The organism is Rhodococcus sp. p52 (assembly GCF_000763325.2).
Taxonomy (GTDB): domain Bacteria; phylum Actinomycetota; class Actinomycetes; order Mycobacteriales; family Mycobacteriaceae; genus Rhodococcus; species Rhodococcus pyridinivorans.
On sequence record NZ_CP016819.1, the window covers coordinates 584,893 to 606,092 of the forward strand.

Annotated in this window: 3 protein-coding genes; 1 reads left to right on the plus strand and 2 read right to left on the minus strand. The window is 71.2% G+C overall.

Annotated features, from left to right (window positions below):
- Positions 1–98 precede the first annotated feature (98 nt).
- The gene (locus IM25_RS02630) at positions 99–614 is read left to right on the plus strand and encodes an arsenate reductase/protein-tyrosine-phosphatase family protein (RefSeq protein WP_065995722.1); all 516 of its coding nucleotides are present in this window, start codon (positions 99–101) and stop codon (positions 612–614) included.
- Here IM25_RS02630 and IM25_RS02635 read toward each other — a convergent pair.
- Both IM25_RS02635 and IM25_RS02640 read right to left on the minus strand, forming a co-directional pair.
- Entirely contained in the window at positions 585–2,336 is a 1,752-nt protein-coding gene (locus tag IM25_RS02635; protein WP_065996456.1) for a polysaccharide biosynthesis tyrosine autokinase, read from the minus strand. The two genes, IM25_RS02630 and IM25_RS02635, sit on opposite strands and share 30 nt — an antisense overlap.
- Positions 2,336–21,100 carry a non-ribosomal peptide synthetase gene (locus tag IM25_RS02640; protein WP_084295063.1) on the minus strand — a complete coding sequence of 6,255 codons (18,765 nt, stop codon included), beginning with the start codon at positions 21,098–21,100 and terminating at the stop codon, positions 2,336–2,338. Before IM25_RS02640 ends, IM25_RS02635 begins: the two co-directional genes overlap by 1 nt.
- Positions 21,101–21,200 lie beyond the last annotated feature (100 nt).

Sequence of the window (21,200 nt, forward strand, 5' to 3'; positions counted from 1 at the left end):
GGCGGGGCACGAGGGCCGTTCGTATGACGTACGCCGGGACGGAGCACCCCGGAGATGGCTCCTGAGCGCCTGGATAGCGTCTCCCATAGGATCGCCGAATGCGGATTCTCTATGTGTGTACCGGAAACATCTGCCGATCACCCACCGCAGAGAGGTTGACCACCGCATACGCGGCCGAGGCCGGTCGCGAGGACCTTTCGGCGCACAGCGCCGGCACCCGGGCGATGGTCGGTTACGGCATGGAACCCACCGCGGCACTCGTGTTGCAGCAGCTCGGAGGCGATCCGGACGGATTCGCTGCGCGTCGGATCCCCCCGCCGATCGCGGAGGACTCCGACATGATCATCACGATGAGCGAGCGGCACCGCGCCAAGGTCATCCAGCTCGCACCGCGCAGGATGCGGGTGACGTTCACGCTGCGCGAGGCCGCCCGGCTGCAGAACGTCACCGGTGCGCGGACCATCGCAGAACTGACGACGGCCCGGGCGCAGATGTCTGCACCCGGGCCGGAGGACATCGTCGACCCGATCGGCCGAGACGAGGAGACGTTCGTCACGGTCGGATCCGAGATCGCCGATCTGTTGCTACCTCTCCTCGCCGCTCTCCGAGCCTGAGTCGTTCACCGGGCGTCGCGGTGCGTGCACCACGGGTCGCGACAGCGGCTCGGCGGCGGAGGACGCCTGCGGCGCCTGGTAGGGCTCGCTGCCGTATCGCTCCGATGCCGGCTGCGGCGCCGGCGGGAACTGCTCCGCAGCGCGGTAGTGGTAGGCGTCGTTGCTCGGCGCCGGGTGGGCCTGCGTGGCCGGCGGCTCGACATGATGCTGACCGTTCTGCGGCCGGGCCGGTCCCTCGACGGGTGCCGACGCGGTCGTCTGAGCCTGCGCAGCCGGCTGGGCGGCCGGTGCGGTCGGTGCCGGCGCTCCGACACGCTGCGTCGCCGGCGTGCTCGTCTGGGCGGCTGCCGGAGCAGCACCGTCCTTGTCGGAGCTGTAGTAGTAGCGGTATTCGTAGGCCGTGCCGCGTCCCTTGGTCGGGGTCAGCGCCAGGATCGTGCCCAGCACGGGCGCGTTGACCGCCCGCAGGTTGCCGACGGCCCGCGCGAACTGCTCGCGGGTGGTCTTGCCGTAACGCGCGATGAGCAGCGCACCGTCGGCGATGTTCGCGAGGATCGCCGCGTCGGTGACGGGCAGCAGCGGCGGCGCGTCGATGATGACGTAGTCGAAGCGCGACCGCAGGTCCTCGATCACCTCCCGCGCATGCGCGGAACCGAGCAGCTCGGACGGGTTGGGCGGCAGACCGCCGGCCGCGAGCACCCACATGCCGTCGAAGCGCGTGGGCTGGAGCACGTCCTCGAGTGCAGCCGTGTGTGCGAGCACGTTCGACAGGCCGGCGTCGCCGAGCGAGCCGAGGTACTTGGTCACACGCGGACGGCGCAGGTCGGCTTCGACGAGCACGACGGAGTGACCGGCCTCGGCGAGCACCAGGGCCAGGTTGACGGCCGTGGTGGTCTTGCCCTCGCCGGGCAGGGAACTGGTGATAACGATCGCGCGCGGCGGGTTGTCGACCTCGAGGAACTGCAGGTTGGTCCGCATCTCCCGGTAGGCCTCGGCGTCGCCGCTGTTGGCGTCCGCGAACACGATCGCCGGCTCCTCCTGCCGGGCCTTCTCGAGCGGGATCACACCCACCACACCGGTGCCGGCGAGCTCCTCGACGGCGTTGCGGTCCTTGATGGTGTTGTCGAGGCGATCGCGCAGCACCGCGAGGGCGATGCCGAGCAGCACACCGACGGCCAGACCCAGCGCGACGTTCCGTGTGGTCTTCGGCGTCACCGGCGCCGACGGCGTAGCCGCGTACTGCTCGACCACCACGCGGGCGGTCGGCGGGCCGCCGTCCTCGGGGGTCTCCAGTTCGCGTGCCATGACGACGAACTCGTCCGACAGTGCGTTGGCGAGGTCGCGGGCACGCTCGGGCGATTCGTCGGTGACGGCGGTGTCGATGAGCACCGTGTCGGGGGTCGACGAGGCGGTCACCTTGCCGGCGAGATCGACGGCCGACATCTCGCCGAGACCGAGCTTGTCGAGGGTGCGCTGCGCGAGGGTGGTGCCCTCGAGCAGTTCGGTGTAGGAGGTGACTCGCTGCTGCGAGAACAGGTTGCCCTGATAGATCTCCTGCACCGATGCGCCCGACGAGGTCGACACGAACAGGCGTGTCTTGGCTTCGTACTGGGGCGTGGTCAGCAGGGAGGCGCCGAGGGCGGCAAGAACCGCCACCACCGTCGTGACGGCGACGATCTTCCACCTCGCCTGCAGAATTCGCAGGTAATCATGTACTTCCATCAGGGCGTCTCCCTCGTTGCGGTAACACTGCGTGCGCACCCGGCGGGCGCGGTGTGGGGGTCGTCGTGGCGCTCGAGCACGCTGTCGAGCACCGGGCCGATCGCACGCACCGCGTCCGGATCGGCCAGTTCCGAGTGCGTGAACGGCACCGGATGTTCGACGACGAGACCGCGCACATATCGCTGCCAGGTGGCGGCGATATCTGGGTGCCGGTCGAGATCGGGTTCGGCGACCACCAGGTCGATGTCGCCGTCGTATTCGCTGAGGGTGTGTCGGCGCACCGCGTCTTCGACGGCCTGCGCGGCGGCGTCGGTGCGGCGCCGGACCTCGGCGACGAGTTCTTCGGGCAGCCCGGCGATGTCGGGTACGTTCTCTGCCGTCGGGTGGGGCTCGGCAGGCACAGTCTCGGGCGTGAGCGTGTCGAGCAGCACTACCGCACCGACCTGCTCTCCGTGCTCGCGGAGCTGCACGGCCATCTCGTGTGCGATGGTGCCGCCCACCGACCAGCCCAGCAGGTGGTAGGGACCATCGGCCCTCACCTTACGGATTTCGGCCACATACCGCGCGGCGAGTTCGCCGATGCTGTCCGGAATGTCGTCGAAGCCCGTTGCCTGGAGACCGTAGAGGGTGCGGCCGTCGAGATGCTGCGCGAAACCGGCGTACATCCATGCGAGTCCGCTGATGGGGTGCACGCAGAACAACGGCGGCTTCTCGTCACCGCGACCGGCGATCTCGACGAGGCTGCCGAGCGGGTCGCGTTCGTCATTACTGCGGCCGTGGTCGATGCGGTCGGCGAGCGACGCGAGATCCGGGCTGGTGAACAGCCACTCGACGGGAACGTCGGCGCCGAGCTCGTCGCGCAGTTCACCGGCGACGGTGACGGCCGCGATGGAACTGCCACCGAGGTCGAAGAAGCTTCGGTCAGCAGAGATCTCGTCGATCGGCCGGTCGAGGTGGCGGGCGAACACCGCAGCGACGGTCTGCGCGATGTGTCCCTGCGGCGCCACATATGGTTCGTCGACGGCGGTGTCGGGGGGGGGCAGCGCCGCGCGGTCGACCTTGCCGGATGCCATCAGCGGCAGTGCGTCGACGACGGTGATGCTCACCGGCCGCAGGTGACGCGGCAGGTCGGCGACGAGCGCGCGACGCAATGCTGCCGTGTCGGGTGCGGTGCCGGTCTCGGGCTGGATATAGGAGACGAGCACGGTGTCGCCGTCACGTCCGGGATGCGGAACGGTCACGGCCGCCGCGACTCCCGGACGGTTCAGCAGCGCGGCGTCGACCTCGGCGGGGTCGACGCGGATGCCGTGGATCTTCACCTGGTCGTCGATGCGGGCCACGTGATCCAGTACCCCGTTCGGCAGGATCCGAACCAGGTCGCCCGTGCGGTACAGCCGCGACCCGTCGTCGCCGAACGGGTTCGCGACGAATCGCGTTGCGGTGATGCCGGATTCGTAGCGGTAGCCGCGGGCGGTGCTGTCACCGGTCACGTAGAGCTCGCCGACGGTGCCGCGCGGCACGGGGTGCAGACGCGAGTCGAGCACGTAGGCAGTGGCTCCCGCGACAGGCGTGCCGATGCTCGGCTTCTCGTCATCGGTGAGCGGCGCGGAATACGAGACGGCGACGGTGAATTCGGTGGGTCCGTAGCCGTTGACGATCCGGTGCCGCGACCAGCGGCCCACCAGTGCACCGGGCAGGGTCTCACCCGCGGCGACGATCGTCGTCGGCTCGAATGCCCCGGGGTCGAGGGTGCCGAGCACGGTGGGCGTGAGGTTGAGGTGCGTGACGCGCTCGTCGACGATCAGCTCCTGCAGGGGTTCCCCGGCGAAGGTGTGGTCGGGGGCGATCACAAGGGCACCGCCGTGCGCGTGGGCGGAGAGCAGTTCGAAGACCGCGGCGTCGAAGGTGTGCGAGGCGACCTGCAGCACGCGCGATTCCGGCCCGAGGTCGAGCAGGGCGGTCTGCACGTCGAGCAGCGCCGCGAGCCCACGGTGGGTGACGTCGACGCCCTTCGGCGTGCCTGTGGTGCCGGACGTGTAGATCGTGTAGGCGAGGTCGCCGGATGTGACTGCGGGACGCGGGGGTTCGACGGCGTCGAAGTCGATGCTGCGGTCGGCGGTGAGGTCGAGCCACGTCACGTGGCCGAGTTCGCGGTAGCCGACGGTCAGGCCGATGCGAGCACCGGAGCCGGCAAGGATCGCGGCGCTGCGCGCGTCGGGCTGGGTGAGGTCGACGGACACCCATGCCGCACCGAGTTTCGTGATCGCCCAGACGGCGAGCGGCCAGTACTCGCTGCGCGGCACGGCGATCGCGACGAGGTCTCCGCGTCGTACGCCGTGGGAGGCGAGCACGGAGGCGATCTCGTCGGCGCGAGCGTCGAGTCCGCCGTACGTCCAGGCGACGGTGCCGGAGCGCACCGCGATGCGTCCGCGATGCTGCTCGACGGCGGTCGCGAAGATCTCGGGCAGGGTGCGCGGTGCGACGGCGGGAGCCGACAGCGGTGCGGGCACCGGCACGGCGAGATCGCCGACGGCGCGGTCGGGTTCGGCGAGGGCGGCGGCGAGCATCGCCACGAGGTCGGTGAGCATCGCGTCGCCGGTAGTGTCGTCGAACAGATCCGTCGCATAGACCAGGCGCAGGTCGAGTCCGGCCTCGCGCTCGACGAGTTCGACGACCACGTCGAACTGCGCGGCCGGTCCCCCGGCGTCGGTCTCGGCGATCTGCACATCCGGCAGTTGCGGCAGCACCTCGCCGGCCTCGACGCGGTGCGTGAGCAACACCTGGAAGAGCGGGCTGTACGACGGGTCGCGCCGCGGCGCGAGGCGGGCGACGACCTCGTCGAACGGCACGTCGGCGTGCGCGAGCGCACCGAGATCGGTGGCCCGCACGTCGCGCAGCAAGTCGGTGAACGGACGCGACGGGTCGACGGCGGTGCGCAGCACGACGGTGCCGACGAACATGCCCACGAGCCGGTCGAGGCGGGCATCCGTGCGACCCGCGATCGCCGTGCCCACGGCGATGTCGGTGCGTCCGCTGCGACGCGCGAGCATCGCGGCGAGCACCGCGTGGACGAGCATGAACACGGTGACGTCGTGGCTGCGCGCGACGTCCCGGAGGCGACGGTGGGTCTCGGCGTCGAGGGTCGAGACGATCTGCGCGCCACGGTGGGTCGGCTGCGCGGGGCGCGGCCGATCGGCGGGCAGCGGCAGCGGGCCGTCGGGCAGGCCGGCGAGTGTGGTTGTCCAGTAGTCGAGTTGGCGGGCGGCGAGCGAGCCCGGATCGGTGGGGTCGCCGAGCAGTTCGTGCTGCCAGCGCGCGTAGTCGCCGTAGGTGACGGGCAGCGACTCGAAGACCGGCGCTTCTGCCCCGCGACGCGCGGCGTAGGCGACGGCGAGATCGGTGAGCAGCGGACCGACGGATGCGCCGTCGAACGCGATGTGGTGCACGGCGGCGGCGAGCACCCAGCGGCCGGGTTCGACGTCGAACAACCGGATCCGCATCGGGGCCTGCGTGGTGATGTCGAAGGGCGTGGTGATGGTGGCGGTCACGGCCGCGGCGACGTCCTCCGGCGCGGAGTGTTCGAGCACCGGCGGGGCGACGGGCACCTGCACGTCGTCGGTGAAGGCCGTGCGCAGCACGCGATGGCGGTCGACGACATCGCTCACCGCGGCGGTGAGGGCGTCGACGTCGAGGTCGCCGCTCAGCGTGAGCACGACCGGCACGAGATAGCCGGCGGTGCCGGTCTCGGACCGCGCGACGATGCCGAGGCGGCGCTGCGCGGGTGCGATCGGTGCCGGGGTGTCATCGTCGTAGTGCCGCAGCGCGACGCGCTGGTCGTCGCCGGATTCGATGCGGGCGGCGAGCGCGGCCAGGGTCGGGGCGGCGAGTACTTCGCGCACCGGCACGTCGGTACCGAACGCCTCGCTCAGCCGCGCGGCGAAGACGACGGCCGACAGCGAGTCGCCGCCGGCGGTGAAGAACCCACGGTGCGCGGCCGGACGAGCGCCGAGCACGTCCTCGGCTACGGTGACGACGAGATCCTCGGCATCGGTGAGCGGACGATCGAGGGCAGCGTCGTCGTCGAGCGCGGCGACGTCGTGCAGTTCGAGCGCAGCGACGTCGAGCTTGCCGTTGGACGTGAGGGGCAGCTGGTCGAGCGCGTGCACGCGGGTCGGCATGCGGTGCGGCGGCACGACGAGCGCGACGCGCGCGGTGATGTCGTCGGCCGACGGGTCCGGTCCGGCCGCGAACGCGACGAGCGTGCCGCTCACCGCGACCACAGCGGCCTGCCGGATACCGGGCTGGGCGAGCAGCGTCGCTTCGAGTTCGCCGGGTTCGATGCGCACACCGCGCACCTTGAGCTGGCGATCGGTGCGGCCGAGATAGCCGAGGGTGTCGTCGACGCGGCGGTGGACGCGGTCGCCGGTGCGGTACATGCGGGCACCACCGGGAGCGGCCACGAAGCGTTCGGCGGTGCGGGCCGGGTCGTCGAGATATCCGGCGGCGAGGCCCTCACCCGCGAGATACAACTCGCCGACGCCTCCGGCGGGCACGGGACGCAAGCGCGCGTCGAGCACGTGGGCGACGGTGCCGGGCACGGGCTTGCCGATGCTCGGGCGGGTGCCGGGTTCGATGTCGACGAGGGTCGCGACGATCGTGGCCTCGGTCGGTCCGTACGCGTCGAGCATCACGCGGCCGTCGGCCCAGCGCGCCGCGAGCGACGGCGACAGTGATTCGCCACCGGACGCGACGACCTTCAGGTCGGGCAGTCCCTCGGGGTCGAGGGTGCCGAGCACCGTGGGGGTCGACAGGTAGTGGGTGATGCGCTGTTCGGCGAGGTAGCGGTGCAGGTCCTGCCCGGCGTAGACGTCCGGGGGTGCGACGACGAGCGTCGCACCGGTGGTGTGGGCGAGCAGCAGTTCGAGCAGTGCCGCGTCGAACTCGGGTGAATAGCCGTGCAGCACGCGGTCTCCGGGCTCGACCCGGTAACGCTCGGCCGCTTCGGCGGCGAGCGGGGCGAGTCCGCGGTGCGTCACCGCGACCCGCTTCGGGGTGCCGGTGGAGCCGGAGGTGGACACGACGTAGGCGGTGCCGGGCAGGCACGTCTCCCCTGCCTGCCGCGAATGTGTGAAGGCCGCACCGGTCTTGGTGATGGCCCACAGGGTGCGGATGTAGTCGACGCTGCGCGGTGCGTCGATGCGCACGATCTTCCCGTCCCGCGCGCCGTCGGCCCGCAACTCCTCGGCGAGGGCGTCGGACTGCTCGTCGAGTTCGCGGTAGGTGAGCGATTCGCCCTCGCCGCGCAGGGCTTCCCGGTCGGGATGGGCGGCGGCGGTGGCGCGCAACATCTCGGCGAGTGTGTGTGACGGGGCCGGTTCGCCGCCGTCGAGGGCGGCGGCCGGGGCATCGACGACCACTTCACCGATGGTCCTGTCGGGCGCGCTCGCCAGGCTGCCGAGCAGCGCGACGAAACGGCTGACGAGCAGTTCGGCGGTGCGGCCGGCGAAGCGGGAGGCGTCGAACACGAGCGTGCCGGTGTAACCGTCGGGACGTGGGGCCAGCGTGAACTGCAGATCGAACTTCGTTGTGTCGTCGAGGACTTCGCGCGCCTCGACGGTGAGCTCTCCCAGGCTGATCGGATCGATGCCGAAGTCCTGCAGCGCCAGCGCGACCTGCGGTGCGCCGCTCTGCCGCTCCGACAACAGCTGCTCGTAGGGCACGGCGACGTGGTCGAAGGCGGCGACGTCGAAGTCGCGGACCTGGCCGAGCAGCCCGGCGAACGACATGTCGGGGGCCACGCGGGCGCGCAGCACGAGGGTGTCGAGGAACGGGCCGACGAGGTCCTCGAGCTGCGCCCAACGGCGTCCGCCCACCACAGCGGCGACGGCGATGTCGTCACTGCCGCCGAGTCGCGCGAGCAGTACCGACAGCGCGGCGTGCAGCACCATGAACTCGGTGGCGCCGTGGGCGCGGGCGAGGTCGGCGAGCGCGTCGCGTACGTCGGTGGGCACGGTGAAGTCGACCCTGCGCGCACCGGTTTCCGTTCCGGTGGCGTCGGCGGGCAGTTCGGTGACGGTCAGTCCGTCGAGGGCGCGCCGCCAGTGCTCGAGGTCGCGTTCGGGGATGCCGCGTTCGGCTTCCCACAGGGCGTAGTCGGCGTACTGCAGCGGCAGCGGTTCCCACTGCGGGGCCGCACCGTTCACGCGGGCGAGGTAGGCGATGGTGAGGTCGCGCAGCAGCGGCCGCAGCGACGTGCCGTCGGCGATCGAATGGTCGACGTCGAGGTGCAGCACGTGCTGGTCGGGGCCGGTGCGTTCGAGTCGCACGCGCCACCGGTCGCTGCGCGGCGCTTCGTGGACCTGCTGGTACACGCCGTCGCCGTCGACGATGTAGTCGGTGCGCAGGATCTCGTGGCGCAGCGCGACGTCGCCGAGGGCGGCCTGCAGGGCACCGAGGTCGAGCGGTCCGCTCAGGTTGACCTCGCTGCGCAGCCGGTAGGCATCGGGGGCGAGCGAACTCAGTCCCCACAGGCGACGCTGGGCGCGGCTGAGCGGGATCCGTTCCGGTCGCGGCGACACGGCGACGGGTCCGGCGTCGGTATCGAAACCACCGGCGTCGAGGGCGGCGGCGAGTGCGTCGACGGTGGGGTTCGCGAAGACGGTACGCAGCGGCACGTCGGTGCCGGTCTCGTCGCGCAGACGCCCGACGAGGACGGTGGCGAGCAGCGAGTTGCCGCCGACGGCGAAGAAGTCGTCGGTGCGTCCCACAGCGGTGCCGTCGCCGAGGACGTCGCCGATGATGCGGGCGACGAGCGCTTCGGTCTCGGTGCGCGGTTCGCTGCCTTCGCCGGCGGCGGGTTCGGGCAGGGCGGCGGCGTCGACCTTGCCGTGGGAGGTGAGCGGGATCGCGGCGAGCGGCACGATCGCGGTGGGCACGAGGTGCGCGGGCAGGACGGTGCGCAGCTGGGCTCGCAGGTCGGAGTCGTCGAGGTTCTCACCGGTGACGTAGGAGATGAGGCGGCCGCTGCGCACGAGGGTCACGGCCCGGTCGACGCCGTCGAGAGCGGTGAGAGCGGTGTCGATCTCGCCGGGTTCGATGCGCACGCCGCGCAGCTTGATCTGGTTGTCACTGCGGCCGACGAATTCGAGGGCACCGGCGCGGGTCCAGCGCACGAGGTCGCCGGTGCGGTAGCGACGGCCGTCGGGTCCGGCGACGAACCGCGAGGCGGTGCGCCCAGCGGCATCCCGGTAGCCGGACGCGAGTCGCGGTCCCGAGACGTACAATTCGCCGACCACGCCCGCGGGCACGGGACGCAGTCGCTCGTCGAGGACCTCGACGGTGACGCCGCGGACCGGGGTGCCGATGACGATGTCGTCGCCGGGTCGCAGCGGCTGCGAGTTGGTGACGAACATCGTGGCCTCGGCCGGGCCGTAGCTGTTGACGAGGGTGCGCCCGTCTCCCCAGCGGTCGACGATCTCGCGGGTGAGCCGGTCGCCGCCGAGCACGAGGGTGCGCAGGGCCGGCAGGTCGCGCACCGGCACGGTCGCGAGCGTCGACGGCGTCATCACCGCGTGGGTGATCGCGGCACTGTCGAGCAGGTCGCCGAGGGCAGCGCCACCGTAGCTGTCGGCGTCGGCCACCACGAGCGTCGCGCCGGAGATGCCGGCGGTGAGCATCTCGAGCATCGCGGCGTCGAACGACGGTGCCGCGACGTGCAGGACGCGATCGCCCGGGAAGGCGGCGAGGTATTCGCCGATGTCCTCGGCGAACGCGCTCGCGGCGCGCTGGGTGACGGTGACGGCCTTGGGGTGTCCGGTGGTGCCGGAGGTGAAGACGAAGTAGGCGGGGGCGTCGGGTGCGGGATCGACGACGTCGGCGAGCGGTTCCTCGTCGTCGGAGGTCCCCTCGAGCCACCGCACGGTCGCCGGAAGTGTCGGCGCTTCACCGACTCCCACGCGCACGTCGGCGAGCATCTCGGCCAGGCGCGCGGTGGGGGCGGTGGGGTCGACGAGCATGGGTGCGGCGCCGGCGCCGATGATGCCCCACACGGCGAGCACGGATTCGAGCGAGCGCGGGTAGGCGCACGCCACCGGATCACCCGGGCGCACCCCGGCGAGCTGGAGACGCGCGGCGAGAGCGTCGGAATAGTAGAGCAGTTCGGGATACGACAGTTCGCGGTCGCCGTCGACGATCGCGAGTTCCTCGCCGCCCGCAGCCGCGCCCTGCGCGAGCCACTGGCGCAGCGACCGGGGTGCGCCCGGCACAGCGCCGACAGTGGGCAGGCCGGCGTCGCCGTGCAGGTCAATCTCCCCGACCCGCACGTCCGGATCGGCGACGGCCGCGCTCAGGATCGTTCGCAGGCGGTCGGCGTAGCCGGCGACGGTGTCGGCGTCGTACAGGTCTGTGCTGTAGAAGAATTCGAGGTCGATGCCGTCCTGCTGCTCGGTGACGGTGACCTGCACGTCGACGTTGACCGTTTCGGTGTCGACAGGCGCGGCGGTGACGTTCAGGCCGGGCAGCGCGAAGGTCGACGCGACGGGTCGTGCCTGCGACAGCGCCACCTGGAACAGCGGGTGCCGTGCTTCGCTGCGGGCGGGCTGCAGCTTCTCGACGAGCGTCTCGAACGGTGCGTCCGGGTTGCTGTAGGCGGCGAGGTCGCGGCGGTGCACCTGCGTGAGCAGGTCGGTGAAGGTGGCGTCGGGGTCGACGTCGGTGCGCAGCACGAGGGTGCCGGCGAACATGCCGACGACGTCGTCGAGCTGCGGGTCGCCGCGACCGGAGACGGCGGTGCCGATGGGGATGTCGCGACCGGCACCGTGCCGCGCGAGCAGCGCCGCGAGCGCGGCGTGCAGCACCATGAACACCGTCGCGCGACCCTCACGGGCCAGCGTGTGCAGTCCGCGGACGAGGTCGGCGTCGAGCGAGACGGTATGGGCGGCACCGTGTCCGGTGGGTTGCGCGGGGCGCGGCCGGTCGCCGGGCAGGGTCACCTCATCGGGCAGGTCGGCGAGTTCGCCCAGCCAGTACGGGATCTGTTCGTCGGCGACGCTGCGCTGCCACCGCGCGTAGTCGGTGTACTGGACGGGCAGCGCCGGCAGCTCGGGGCTCGCGCCGGTGAGGCGGGCGTCGTAGGCGACGGCGATGTCGCGCAGCAGCGGCGTGAGCGACCAGCCGTCGGCCGCGATGTGGTGCAGGACGACGAGCAGCACGTGCCGGTCGGGTGCCGTCCGGTACAGGCGCATGCGGGCCGGGGGTTCGACGGTGAGGTCGAATCCGGTGGTGGCGTAGTCGCGGACGAATTCGTCGAGGGCGTCCTCCGGCACGGCCACCGGGTCGAGATCGGGGCGTGCCGGGGGCAGCACGGTGTACTCGCCGGCGGCCGGGTAGACGGTGCGCAGCGTGCGGTGCCGTTCGAGCACGTCGGCCACGGCGGCGGTGAGGGCATCGACGTCGAGGTTCCCGTCGAGCCGCACCACGAAGGGCAGGTTGTAGCTCGGGGAGGCCGGGTCGAAGCGGTTGATGAACCACAGGCGCTGCTGCGCCGCCGACAACGGGGCGGGTGCGTCGGGGTCGGCGACGAGACGCGCACGGCGAGAGGACTTATCGCTTCCACTGGTTATGTGTGAAGTTAGGGCTGTAATGGTCCGGTTCTCGAAGATGTCTCTCACGGTGACGTCGGCGTCGAGCACGTCCGACAGGCGACCGGCGAGGCGCGTGGCGAGCAGTGAGTTGCCGCCGAGGTGGAAGAAGTCGTCGTCGGCGCCGAGGGTGCCGGAGGTGATGCCGAGCAGTTCGGCGCACACGTCCGCGACGAGTTCCTCGACCGGTCCGTGCGGTGCCGCTCCCCCATCGGCCGTGACGTCGGGGGTGGGCAGCGCGGCGCGGTCGAGCTTGCCGTTGGCGGTGAGCGGCAGCGCGTCGAGAGCCACGGCGGCCGACGGGACGAGGTAGTCGGGCAGGCTGCGTCGCAGGTCGCACAGGGCGTCGATGGCGTTGCCTCCGACGAGATAGGCGACGAGGCGGTCGTCGCGCAGCAGCACGACGGCCTGGCGCACGCCTTCGCTGCGCAGCAGGGCGGCTTCGATCTCGCCGGGTTCGATGCGGTAGCCGCGCAGTTCGATCTGCTGGTCGGCGCGACCGAGATAGTGCAGGGCACCGCTGGTGTCGCGGCGGCCGAGGTCGCCGGTGCGGTAGCGGCGGGGGCCACCGGGAGCGGCGACGAAGCGGGTCGCGGTCTGGCCGGGGCGTCCGCGGTAGCCGCGCGCGAGTTGGTCTCCGCGCACGTACAGTTCGCCGATCGCACCGGGCAGTGCGGGTCGCAGCGACGAGTCGAGCACATCCACGGCGAGACCGGGCAGCGGCGCACCGATGCCGGTCGCGGTGGCGTCTCCGAAGGTCACGTGCACGGTGGTCTCGGTGATGCCGAACATGTTGATCGTCCGCACATGCGGATGGCTTGCGGCCCACGGGCGCACGCGCTCCGGGTCGAGGGCTTCGCCGCCGAAGATCACCAGCCGCAGGTCTTCGAGCGGCGCGTGATCGGTGGCGGCGAGCTGGTAGAAGGCCGTGGGGGTCTGGTTGAGCACCGTCACCCGGTTGCTGGTGAGCACGTCCACGAAGGCGGCCGGGTCGCGCACGGTGAGGTGGTCGACCACAACGACAGACGCGCCGGTGGCGAGCGGTGCCCACATCTCCCACACGGAGAAGTCGAAGGCCGGCGAGTGGAACATCGTCCACACGTCGTCGGCGCGCAGCCCGAATTCGTCGACGGTCGCGGCGAGCAGCGACAGCACGTTGCGGTGCGTGACCTGCACGCCCTTGGGGGTTCCGGTGGAGCCGGAGGTGTAGACGATGTAGGCGCCGAGATCCGCGACGAGCGGGAAGTCGAACAGCGCGCCGTCGTCGAGGCGGCCGGCGGCCTCCGGGTCGTCGAGTCGCAGCGTCGGCACGCGGACGTCGGTGAAGTCGTTGTCGGTGACGACCAGCGAGGGCTGCGCGTCGTCGAACAGGGCCTGCAGTCGCGTGGCGGGATGCGTGACGTCGACGGGCAGGTAGATTCCACCGGCGCGGGAGACGGCGAGGATCGCGACGACCAGCTCGGGGGTGCGCGGCAATGCGACGGCGACGACGTCCTCGGCGGTGACGCCGCGTTCGCGGAGGAGTTTGGCGAGCGCGCCCGAACGCGACCACAGCGCGCCGTAACTGAGGGAGTACCCGTCCCCCACCACGGCGACGGCCGCCGGATCGTCGGCCACGCGCTGCGCGACCAGCTCGGGCAGCGACTCTGCCGAAAGTTGTTGCGCGACGCCGACGGGGGGGAGGTCGGCGTCGCCCAACTCGATACCGCCGACCGACACAGCCGGGTCGGCGGTAACGGCATCGAGGATACGCACGAACCACGACTGCCACTGCGCAATCGTGTGCGAATCCAAAAGTTCGTCCGCGTACGTGAGGACCGTTTCCAAACCGGCGGGTACACCGGTCTCGGAACGGCGTTCGCGGACGGTCAGTTCGAGGTCGACGCGGGCCGTGCCCACCGGGATCTCGCGGATCGTCGTGGAGCTGCCGGGCAGCGTGAACTCGTCGAGCGAGAACGACTCGTACGCCAGGATGACCTGGAACAACGGGTGGTGCGCGTCGGTGCCGGCCCCCACCGCGTCGACGATGCGATCGAACGGCACGTCGGCGTGGGCGAAGGCGTCGAGGTCGGCGCGACGGGTGTCGGTGAGCAGGTCGGCGAAGGTGCGGCGCGGATGCACCCGCAACCGCAGCGGCACGGTGCCGACGAACATGCCCACCACGTCGTCGACCGCGGCGTCGCTGCGTCCGGAGACGGGCGTGCCGATGGTGACGTCGTCAGTGGCGGCGAGCGCCGACAGCAAGATCGCAAAGGCCGCGTGCATCACCATGAACGGCGTGACGTCGTGGGCGCGGGCGAGCTTGTCGATCGCGGCGTGCAGTTCGGCGGGGATCGTGAAACTCGCGCGACCCGCGGTACCGGTGGTCGCCGCGCTGCGGGGACGGTCGGTGGGCAACGCGAGCAGCGGCGACGCATCGTCGAGGGTCTGCTGCCAGAAGGCGAGCTGCCGGGCCGCGAGGCTGTCGGGGTCGTTCTCGTCGCCGAGCACGGCCCGGTGCCAGCGCGCGTAGTCGCGGTAGGTGACCGACGGTGCCGGCAGCTCTGGAGTCTCCCCGTCGCGGTGGGCACGGTAAGCGGCGACGGCGTCGCGGCCGAGCGGCAGCAGCGACAAGCCGTCGGCGGCGATGTGGTCGATCACCACGGCGAGCACGTAGCCGGAGTCCGTCCGGTACAGCCGGGTGCGGATGGGCGGGCCGACGGTGAGATCGAAACGCGCGCTAGCGAATTCGGTCAGCTCCGCATCGAGGTCGGTGCCGGCGTCGACGGGCTCGAGGTCGAGCGTCACCGACGACAGCACGTGCTGGCGTGGGCCGGACGGGCTGTCGGGGAAGACCGTGCGCAGCGAGTCGTGGCGGGGCAGCACGGTGGCGGCGGCCGCACGTACGGCGTCGAGATCGGTGTCGGCGTCGAGATCGAGCGCGAAGGCGATGTGGTCGCCGCCGTCGATACCGTCGGCCACGTCGAACCGGTTGAGCAGCCACATGCGCTGCTGCGCGGGGGCGAGCGGCGCGTCGCTGTCGTCGTCGATGTGCACGAGCGGCAGGTGCTCGCCGGTGGGTTCCTCGGCGAGCAGGTTCGCGAGTTCGGCGACGGTGGGGTGCTCGAAGATGTCGCGCACACCCACCCGGCGACCGGCGACTCCCCGCAGGCGCGCGGCGAGCTGGGTCGCGAGCAGCGAGTTGCCGCCGACGGCGAAGAAGTCGTCGGATCCGGCGACGCTCGGCAGGTCGAGCAGGTCGGCGACGACACCGGCGACGAGTTCTTCGGTGGCGCTGCGGTATCCGTCGGTGCGGGTCGCGGTGACCTCAGGCTCGGGCAGCGCGGCGCGGTCGATCTTGCCGGTGCTGGTGAGCGGGAATGCGTCGAGCACGGTGACGGTCGCGGGCACCATGTGCCGGGGCAGCCGCTGGGCGGCCCACTCGCGGATCTCGTGCGGGTCGAGGCGGCCGTTGCGGCTGTGCACGTAGGTGGCGAGGGTGTCGCCGCGCACCACGGTCACGGCGGTGCCGATGCCCGGGTGGGTCTGTAAGGTCGCGTCGATCTCGCCGAGTTCGATGCGGAAGCCGCGGATCTTGACCTGGTGGTCGCTGCGGCCGACGAATTCGAGGGAGCGGTCGTCGTCGTGTCCCGTCCAGCGGACGAGATCGCCTGTGCGGTAGAGGCGTCCGGCGCCGAACGGGTTGGCGACGAACCGGTCGGCGGTGAGCGCGGGTGCGTCGAGGTAGCCGCGGGCGACGCCCCGTCCCCCGAGATACAGCTCGCCGGTCACACCTGCGGGCACGGGCCGCAGGCGTTCGCTGAGCACCACCGCGGTGACGCCGACGAGGCCGGTGCCGATGGTGAGCCGGTCTCCGGGTGCGAAGGGTTCGCTCGACGTGGCGAGCACCGTCGTCTCGGTGGGGCCGTAGACGTTGAGCAGGGTGCGGCCGGGCGCCCAGCGTTCGGCGGTCTCGACCGGCCATGCCTCGCCGCCGATCGCGATGGTGCGCAGGGCGTCGAGTCCGGTGGGGTCGAGCCGTGTGGGCACCGAGGGCGTCGAGAACCAGTGGGTGATGCCTTCGGCGCGAAGCAGTTCCACGAGTTCGTCGCCACCGAACCAGTCGGCGGGCGCGACCACCAGTGTGCCGCCGGAGGTGAGCGCCAGGACGTATTCGAGCACCGCGCCGTCGAAGGCGGGGGTGGCGAAGTGCAGCACCCGCGCGTCGGTTGCGGTGTCCGAGATGGTGGGCAGGTCGAAGCGCTCGACGAACGACTGCGCGAGCGGGCCGAGTCCGCGATGCGCGACCACCACGCCCTTGGGCCGGCCGGTGGATCCCGAGGTGTAGACGACGTAGGCGGTGCTGTCGACGTGCAGCGGTCGCACACGATCGGCGTTGGTGATCGGGCGGGTGTCGCCCTCGGCGGTGAAGGTGATCGGCTCGACCCCGGCGGGCAGCGCGACGTCGCCGTCGACGATCGCGTACCGCGCTCCGGATGCGCCGAGCAGCTGAGCGATGCGTGCGGCGGGGTGGTTGGGGTCGACGGGGACGAAAGCTGCACCGCTCAGGGCGACGGCCGCGGCGGCGAGCACCGAACGTGTCGACCGCGAGAGCACGACGGCCACCCGGTCTTCCGTGCCGATACCACGCTCGATCAGCGTCCACGCGAGCGGGCGTGCCGCCGTGCGGATCTCGACGGCCTGTCCACCGGGTTCGGTCACGCACGTCGGCGAGCGGTCGATGATCTCGGCGAAGGTCGCCTCCGGTCCGGGTTCGGCCGGTTCGACGGAGAGGGTGCCGAGGTCGAGGTCGCCGACGGGCAGCGACGGATGCTGCGCGACCTGCTCGAGCACTCCGCTCAGGCGGGTCACCCAGCGGGCGATGGTGTCGTCGTCGAACAGTTTCGTGTCGTAGACGAGGCGGCCGGTGAGCGATCCGTCGCGCAGTTCTCGCAGCGAGATCTCGAGGTCGAATCGTGCCTGCGACGAGGCGATCTCCTGCGGTCGCACGGTGAGGCCGCGCAGTTCGAGGTCGGGCACGTCCACGTTGTCGTAGGCGAGCATCACGTGGAAGGGCGAGAAACCGAGGGCGTCGACGACGTAGTCGAACGGCACGGTGGCGTGCGCGAAGGCGTCGAGGTCGGTGTCGCGGGCCTGCGCGAGCAGCGACGTGAACGGCTGCGCCGGGTCGACATTCGTCCGCAGGGTGACGGTGCCGACGAACATGCCGACGAGCGCGTCGAGGTCGGGGTGGTCGCGACCGGCCGTTCCGGTGCCGATGGCGATGTCGTGCCCGGAGGTCCAGGCGGCGAGCCACACGGCGACAGCGACGTGGACGGCCATGAAGGTGGTGGCGTCGTGCGCGGCAGCGACGGACCGCAGGGCCGCGACCTGGTCGGCGGGCACCGCGAAGTCCACGGCCGCAGCGGGACCGAAGCCGCCGTTGCGGGGACGGTCGGTGGGTAGCGGCGCCGCGTCGGCGAGGCCGTCGAGTGTGCGTGTCCAGTAGTCGATCTCGCGGCCCGCGCAGGTGTCGGGCGTCGCCGGATCGCCGAGGCGATCGAGATGCCACTGCGCGTAGTGCCGGTAGTGCAGCGGCAGCGGCGTCCACGCGGGCGCCTCCCCTGCCGTACGGGCGAGGTAGGCGGTGGCGACGTCGGCGGTGAGCGGCACGAACGACGCACCGTCGAGCACGATGTGGTGGGCGACGACGGCGAGCACGTGCTTGTCGTCGGCGAGTCGCAGCAGGCGGATCCGGAACGGGATCTGCGCGGTGAGGTCGAACGGTTCGGCCGCCCACTCGGTGATGAGCGCTTCGACGTCGCCGTCGGCCGCTTCAGGTTCGAGAGCGAGGCCGGCGACGGCACGATCGAGCGGCAGCACGTCCTGTACCGGGCCGTCGACGTCGAGGCGGAACAGCGTGCGGAGGGTTTCGTGCCGGTCGAGGACGTCCACCACCGCGGCCTGCAGCGCCGGCAGGTCGAGGGCACCGTCGAGGTGCAGTGCGAACGGCAGGTGGTAGGCAGCCGGGTCGCCGTGCGCCCGGGCAAGCAGGAACAGTCGGCGCTGCGCAGGAGCGAGCGGCGACGGCCCGGTGTCGGGGGTGGCGACGGGTCGCGATTCCGATTCGGGTCGCTTCGCCGCGGCGGTCGCCAGTCGGGCAACGGTCGGGTGGGCGAACACGTCGCGCAACTGCACGTCGCGGCCCAGTGCGGCACCGAGACGGGCAGCGAGCTGCGCGGCGCCGAGCGAGTGACCGCCGAGCGCGAAGAAGTCGTCGTCGGCTCCGATGTCGTCGATGCCGGTGAGTTCGGCGAACAGCTCGGCGACGATCTTCTCGGTCGGGCCGTTGGTCGGCCGCGATCCGACGGCCACGGCACGCTCGGGTGTGGGGAGCGCGCGCCGGTCGACCTTGCCGCCCGGCGTGAGCGGCAGCGCCTCGAGCACGGTGATCGACGACGGACGCAGATAGGTGGGTAGTTCGTCGGCGAGGCGGACGGTGAGGTCGGCGGGGTCGACGTCGCCCACGACGTAGGCGGCGATGTGCTCGCCGTGCACGGTGACGGTCGCGGCCTGCACCTCGTCGAAAGAGACGAGCGCGGCTTCGATCTCGCCGAGTTCGATGCGGTAGCCGCGGATCTTCACCTGCTGGTCGGCGCGGCCGAGGAATTCGAGGTGGCCGTCGGTGGTCCAGCGGGCGCGGTCGCCCGTGCGGTACATGCGTCCACCGAACGGCGATGCGACGAAGCGTTCGGCGGTGAAGGCCGGGGCGCCGAGATAACCGCGCGCGACGCCCGGTCCCCCGAGATACAACTCGCCGATCACGCCGGCGGGCACAGGATGCAGGCGGGCATCGAGGACGACGGCGGTGGTGCCGTCGATCGGCCGGCCGATGGGCACACCCGCGCCGGGCTGCAGCGGGTCGCTGAGCGTGGCGAGGATCGTGGTCTCGGTGGGCCCGTAGGCGTTGAGCATCGTACGGCCGGTGGACCAACGGTCGGCCACGGCCTGCGGCAGTGCTTCGCCACCGGCGTCGAGAACCTGCAGGTCGGGCAGGTCGTCGTCGGGGGTGACGGCGAGGATCGCCGGTGCGGTGATCGCGTGGGTGACGGATTCGCTGCGCAGCAGGGTTGCCAGCGCCGGTCCGCCGACGGCGTCGGGCGGGCAGATCACCAGGGTGGCGCCGGCGTCGAAGGCGAGGAGCAGTTCCTGCAGCGATGCGTCGAAGGACGGCGACGCGAGGTGCAGTACCCGCGACGTCTCGTCGGCGCGGTAGCGATCGCGCAGTGTCGATACGAGCGCCGACACTCCGCGGTGGCCCACCGCGACGGCCTTCGGGGTGCCGGTGGAACCGGAGGTGTGGATGATCCACACCGTGTTGTCGACGTGCAGCGGCCGCAGGCGATGCTCGGCAGCGAAGGTCTCGCCGGTTCCGCCGGTGGGCGGCGCGATGCGGGTGACGTGCTCGGGCAGCGCCGGGTGGTCGTGGGCGACGGCGATCCGCACGTCGCGCAGCACCTGCTCGAGGCGGCGGGCGGGAAGTTCGGGGTCGAGCGGGGTGTAGGCGGCACCGGTCTTGGCGACGGCCCACAGTGCGACCACCGAGTCGATCGAACGAGGCAGCAGCACCGCGATGCGCTCTTCGGGGCCGGCACCCGCGGCGACCAGCGCATGAGCAAGCGCGTCGGAACGGGCGTCGAGTTCGCGGTAGGTGATGCTGTCGTTTCCGTCCACGACGGCGACCGTGTCGCTCGCGGCATGGCGGGGGAGGACGTCGGGCAGCAGTTCCGGTTCGGGCGCGGTGCGTCCGCGGGCGGGAGCCAGGCCGTCGAGTTCGGCTGGCTCGGCGAGGGCGAGATCGCCCACCGCGACGCCCGCGTTCTGCACGAACTGCTTCAGGAATCCGAGGAAACGGTTGTGCAGCGACGAGAGGTGTTCGCCGCTGTAGAGATTGGGGTTGGCCTCGAAGTCGACGCGCATCGTGCGGCCGGCGACGCCCGGGTAGACGTTGACCGACAGGTCGTCGACCGGTCCGGTGGACTGCACGTGGTAGTCGCCGATCACGTCGCCGAACGCGATCTGCGGGTGGAACATCATCAGGTTGACGACGGGACCGAACGCATTGCGGGTCTCGCTGTGCTCGCGGCCCATCTCGCGCAGGTCGGCCAGCATGTCCTCGTAGCGATAGCGCTGATGACGCAGGGCTCCGGTGAGTTCGACCTGCACGTCGCGGATCAGATCGGTGGCCGGCGCCGCCTGATCGACGCGGACCCGCAGCGGAACAACATTGGAGATGGCTCCGGCGGAGCGACGCAACGGCGCGGTGGTGCGGGCCGAGACCGGAAGCGTGAGCACGACGTCGTCGGTACCGCACGCGCGGGACAGAAATGCGGCGAAGGCTGCGACGACGACCGGGACGTCGGTCGAATTCGCGTCGTGGGCCAGAGCCGTCACGGCGTCGGCAACCTCGGACAACAACTCGGTACCGGCCTGGCGCGCCGGCACCTTCGGCGGAGCGACGCCCTCGACGAGCGAAATCGGTTCGGGCAGGTCGGAAAGCCGCTCGAGCCAGTGGGCACGATCGGCGGTCTGACGTTTCGACCCCGTATATGCAGCCTCGAACTCGACGATCTTTTCGACGGGCATAGAGGTGACGGGCGGTGTCTCCTCCCCCGCAATCCACGCCGAGTAGAGCTCGGCCGAGCGGTTGAGCATGATCATCGCGCCGTGCCCGTCCAGAGCTATGTGGTGGACGTAGCTGGACAGGAAATACCGGCCGTCGGCGACATGGAGCAGCGCCGTCGCGATCAATCGGTCGCGCAGCGGATCGATGGGGCGCGAGAACCGCTCGCTCATCCACCGGTGGGCCGCAGTCTCGGGGTCGTCGCACGAACGGAAATCCATGTACGGGACGTCGTCGTCGAACTCGACATCGACGACCTGCTCTGGAAGCCCTTCCTTTTCGACGAGGAAAAGGAAGCCGGACTCCACGTCGCGTGCACCCTGCACACATGCCTTACGAACGAGGTCGTGATCGAGCTCGCCTCGAAGTTCTACGTACTGGGCGATCGTGAAGGGCACATCAGGATGGAGTGCTTGCGCGTACCAGAGACCCCGCTGACTAGGGGACAGCGGAAGTAGATGCACCACGCTCCCCTCGCCCTCGCCCGACACAATTCAGGACAGGGGACGTGCAGAATCCTCCCCTATCGTGCGATCGTGGACGGAGCCTCCCAACTCCACTGTC

Bases quoted from the DNA above. Each gene is read 5' to 3' on its own strand.
- IM25_RS02630 (WP_065995722.1), top strand. From the start codon at position 99: ATGCGGATTCTCTATGTGTGTACCGGAAACATCTGCCGATCACCCACC.
- IM25_RS02635 (WP_065996456.1), bottom strand. From the start codon at position 2,336: ATGGAAGTACATGATTACCTGCGAATTCTGCAGGCGAGGTGGAAGATC.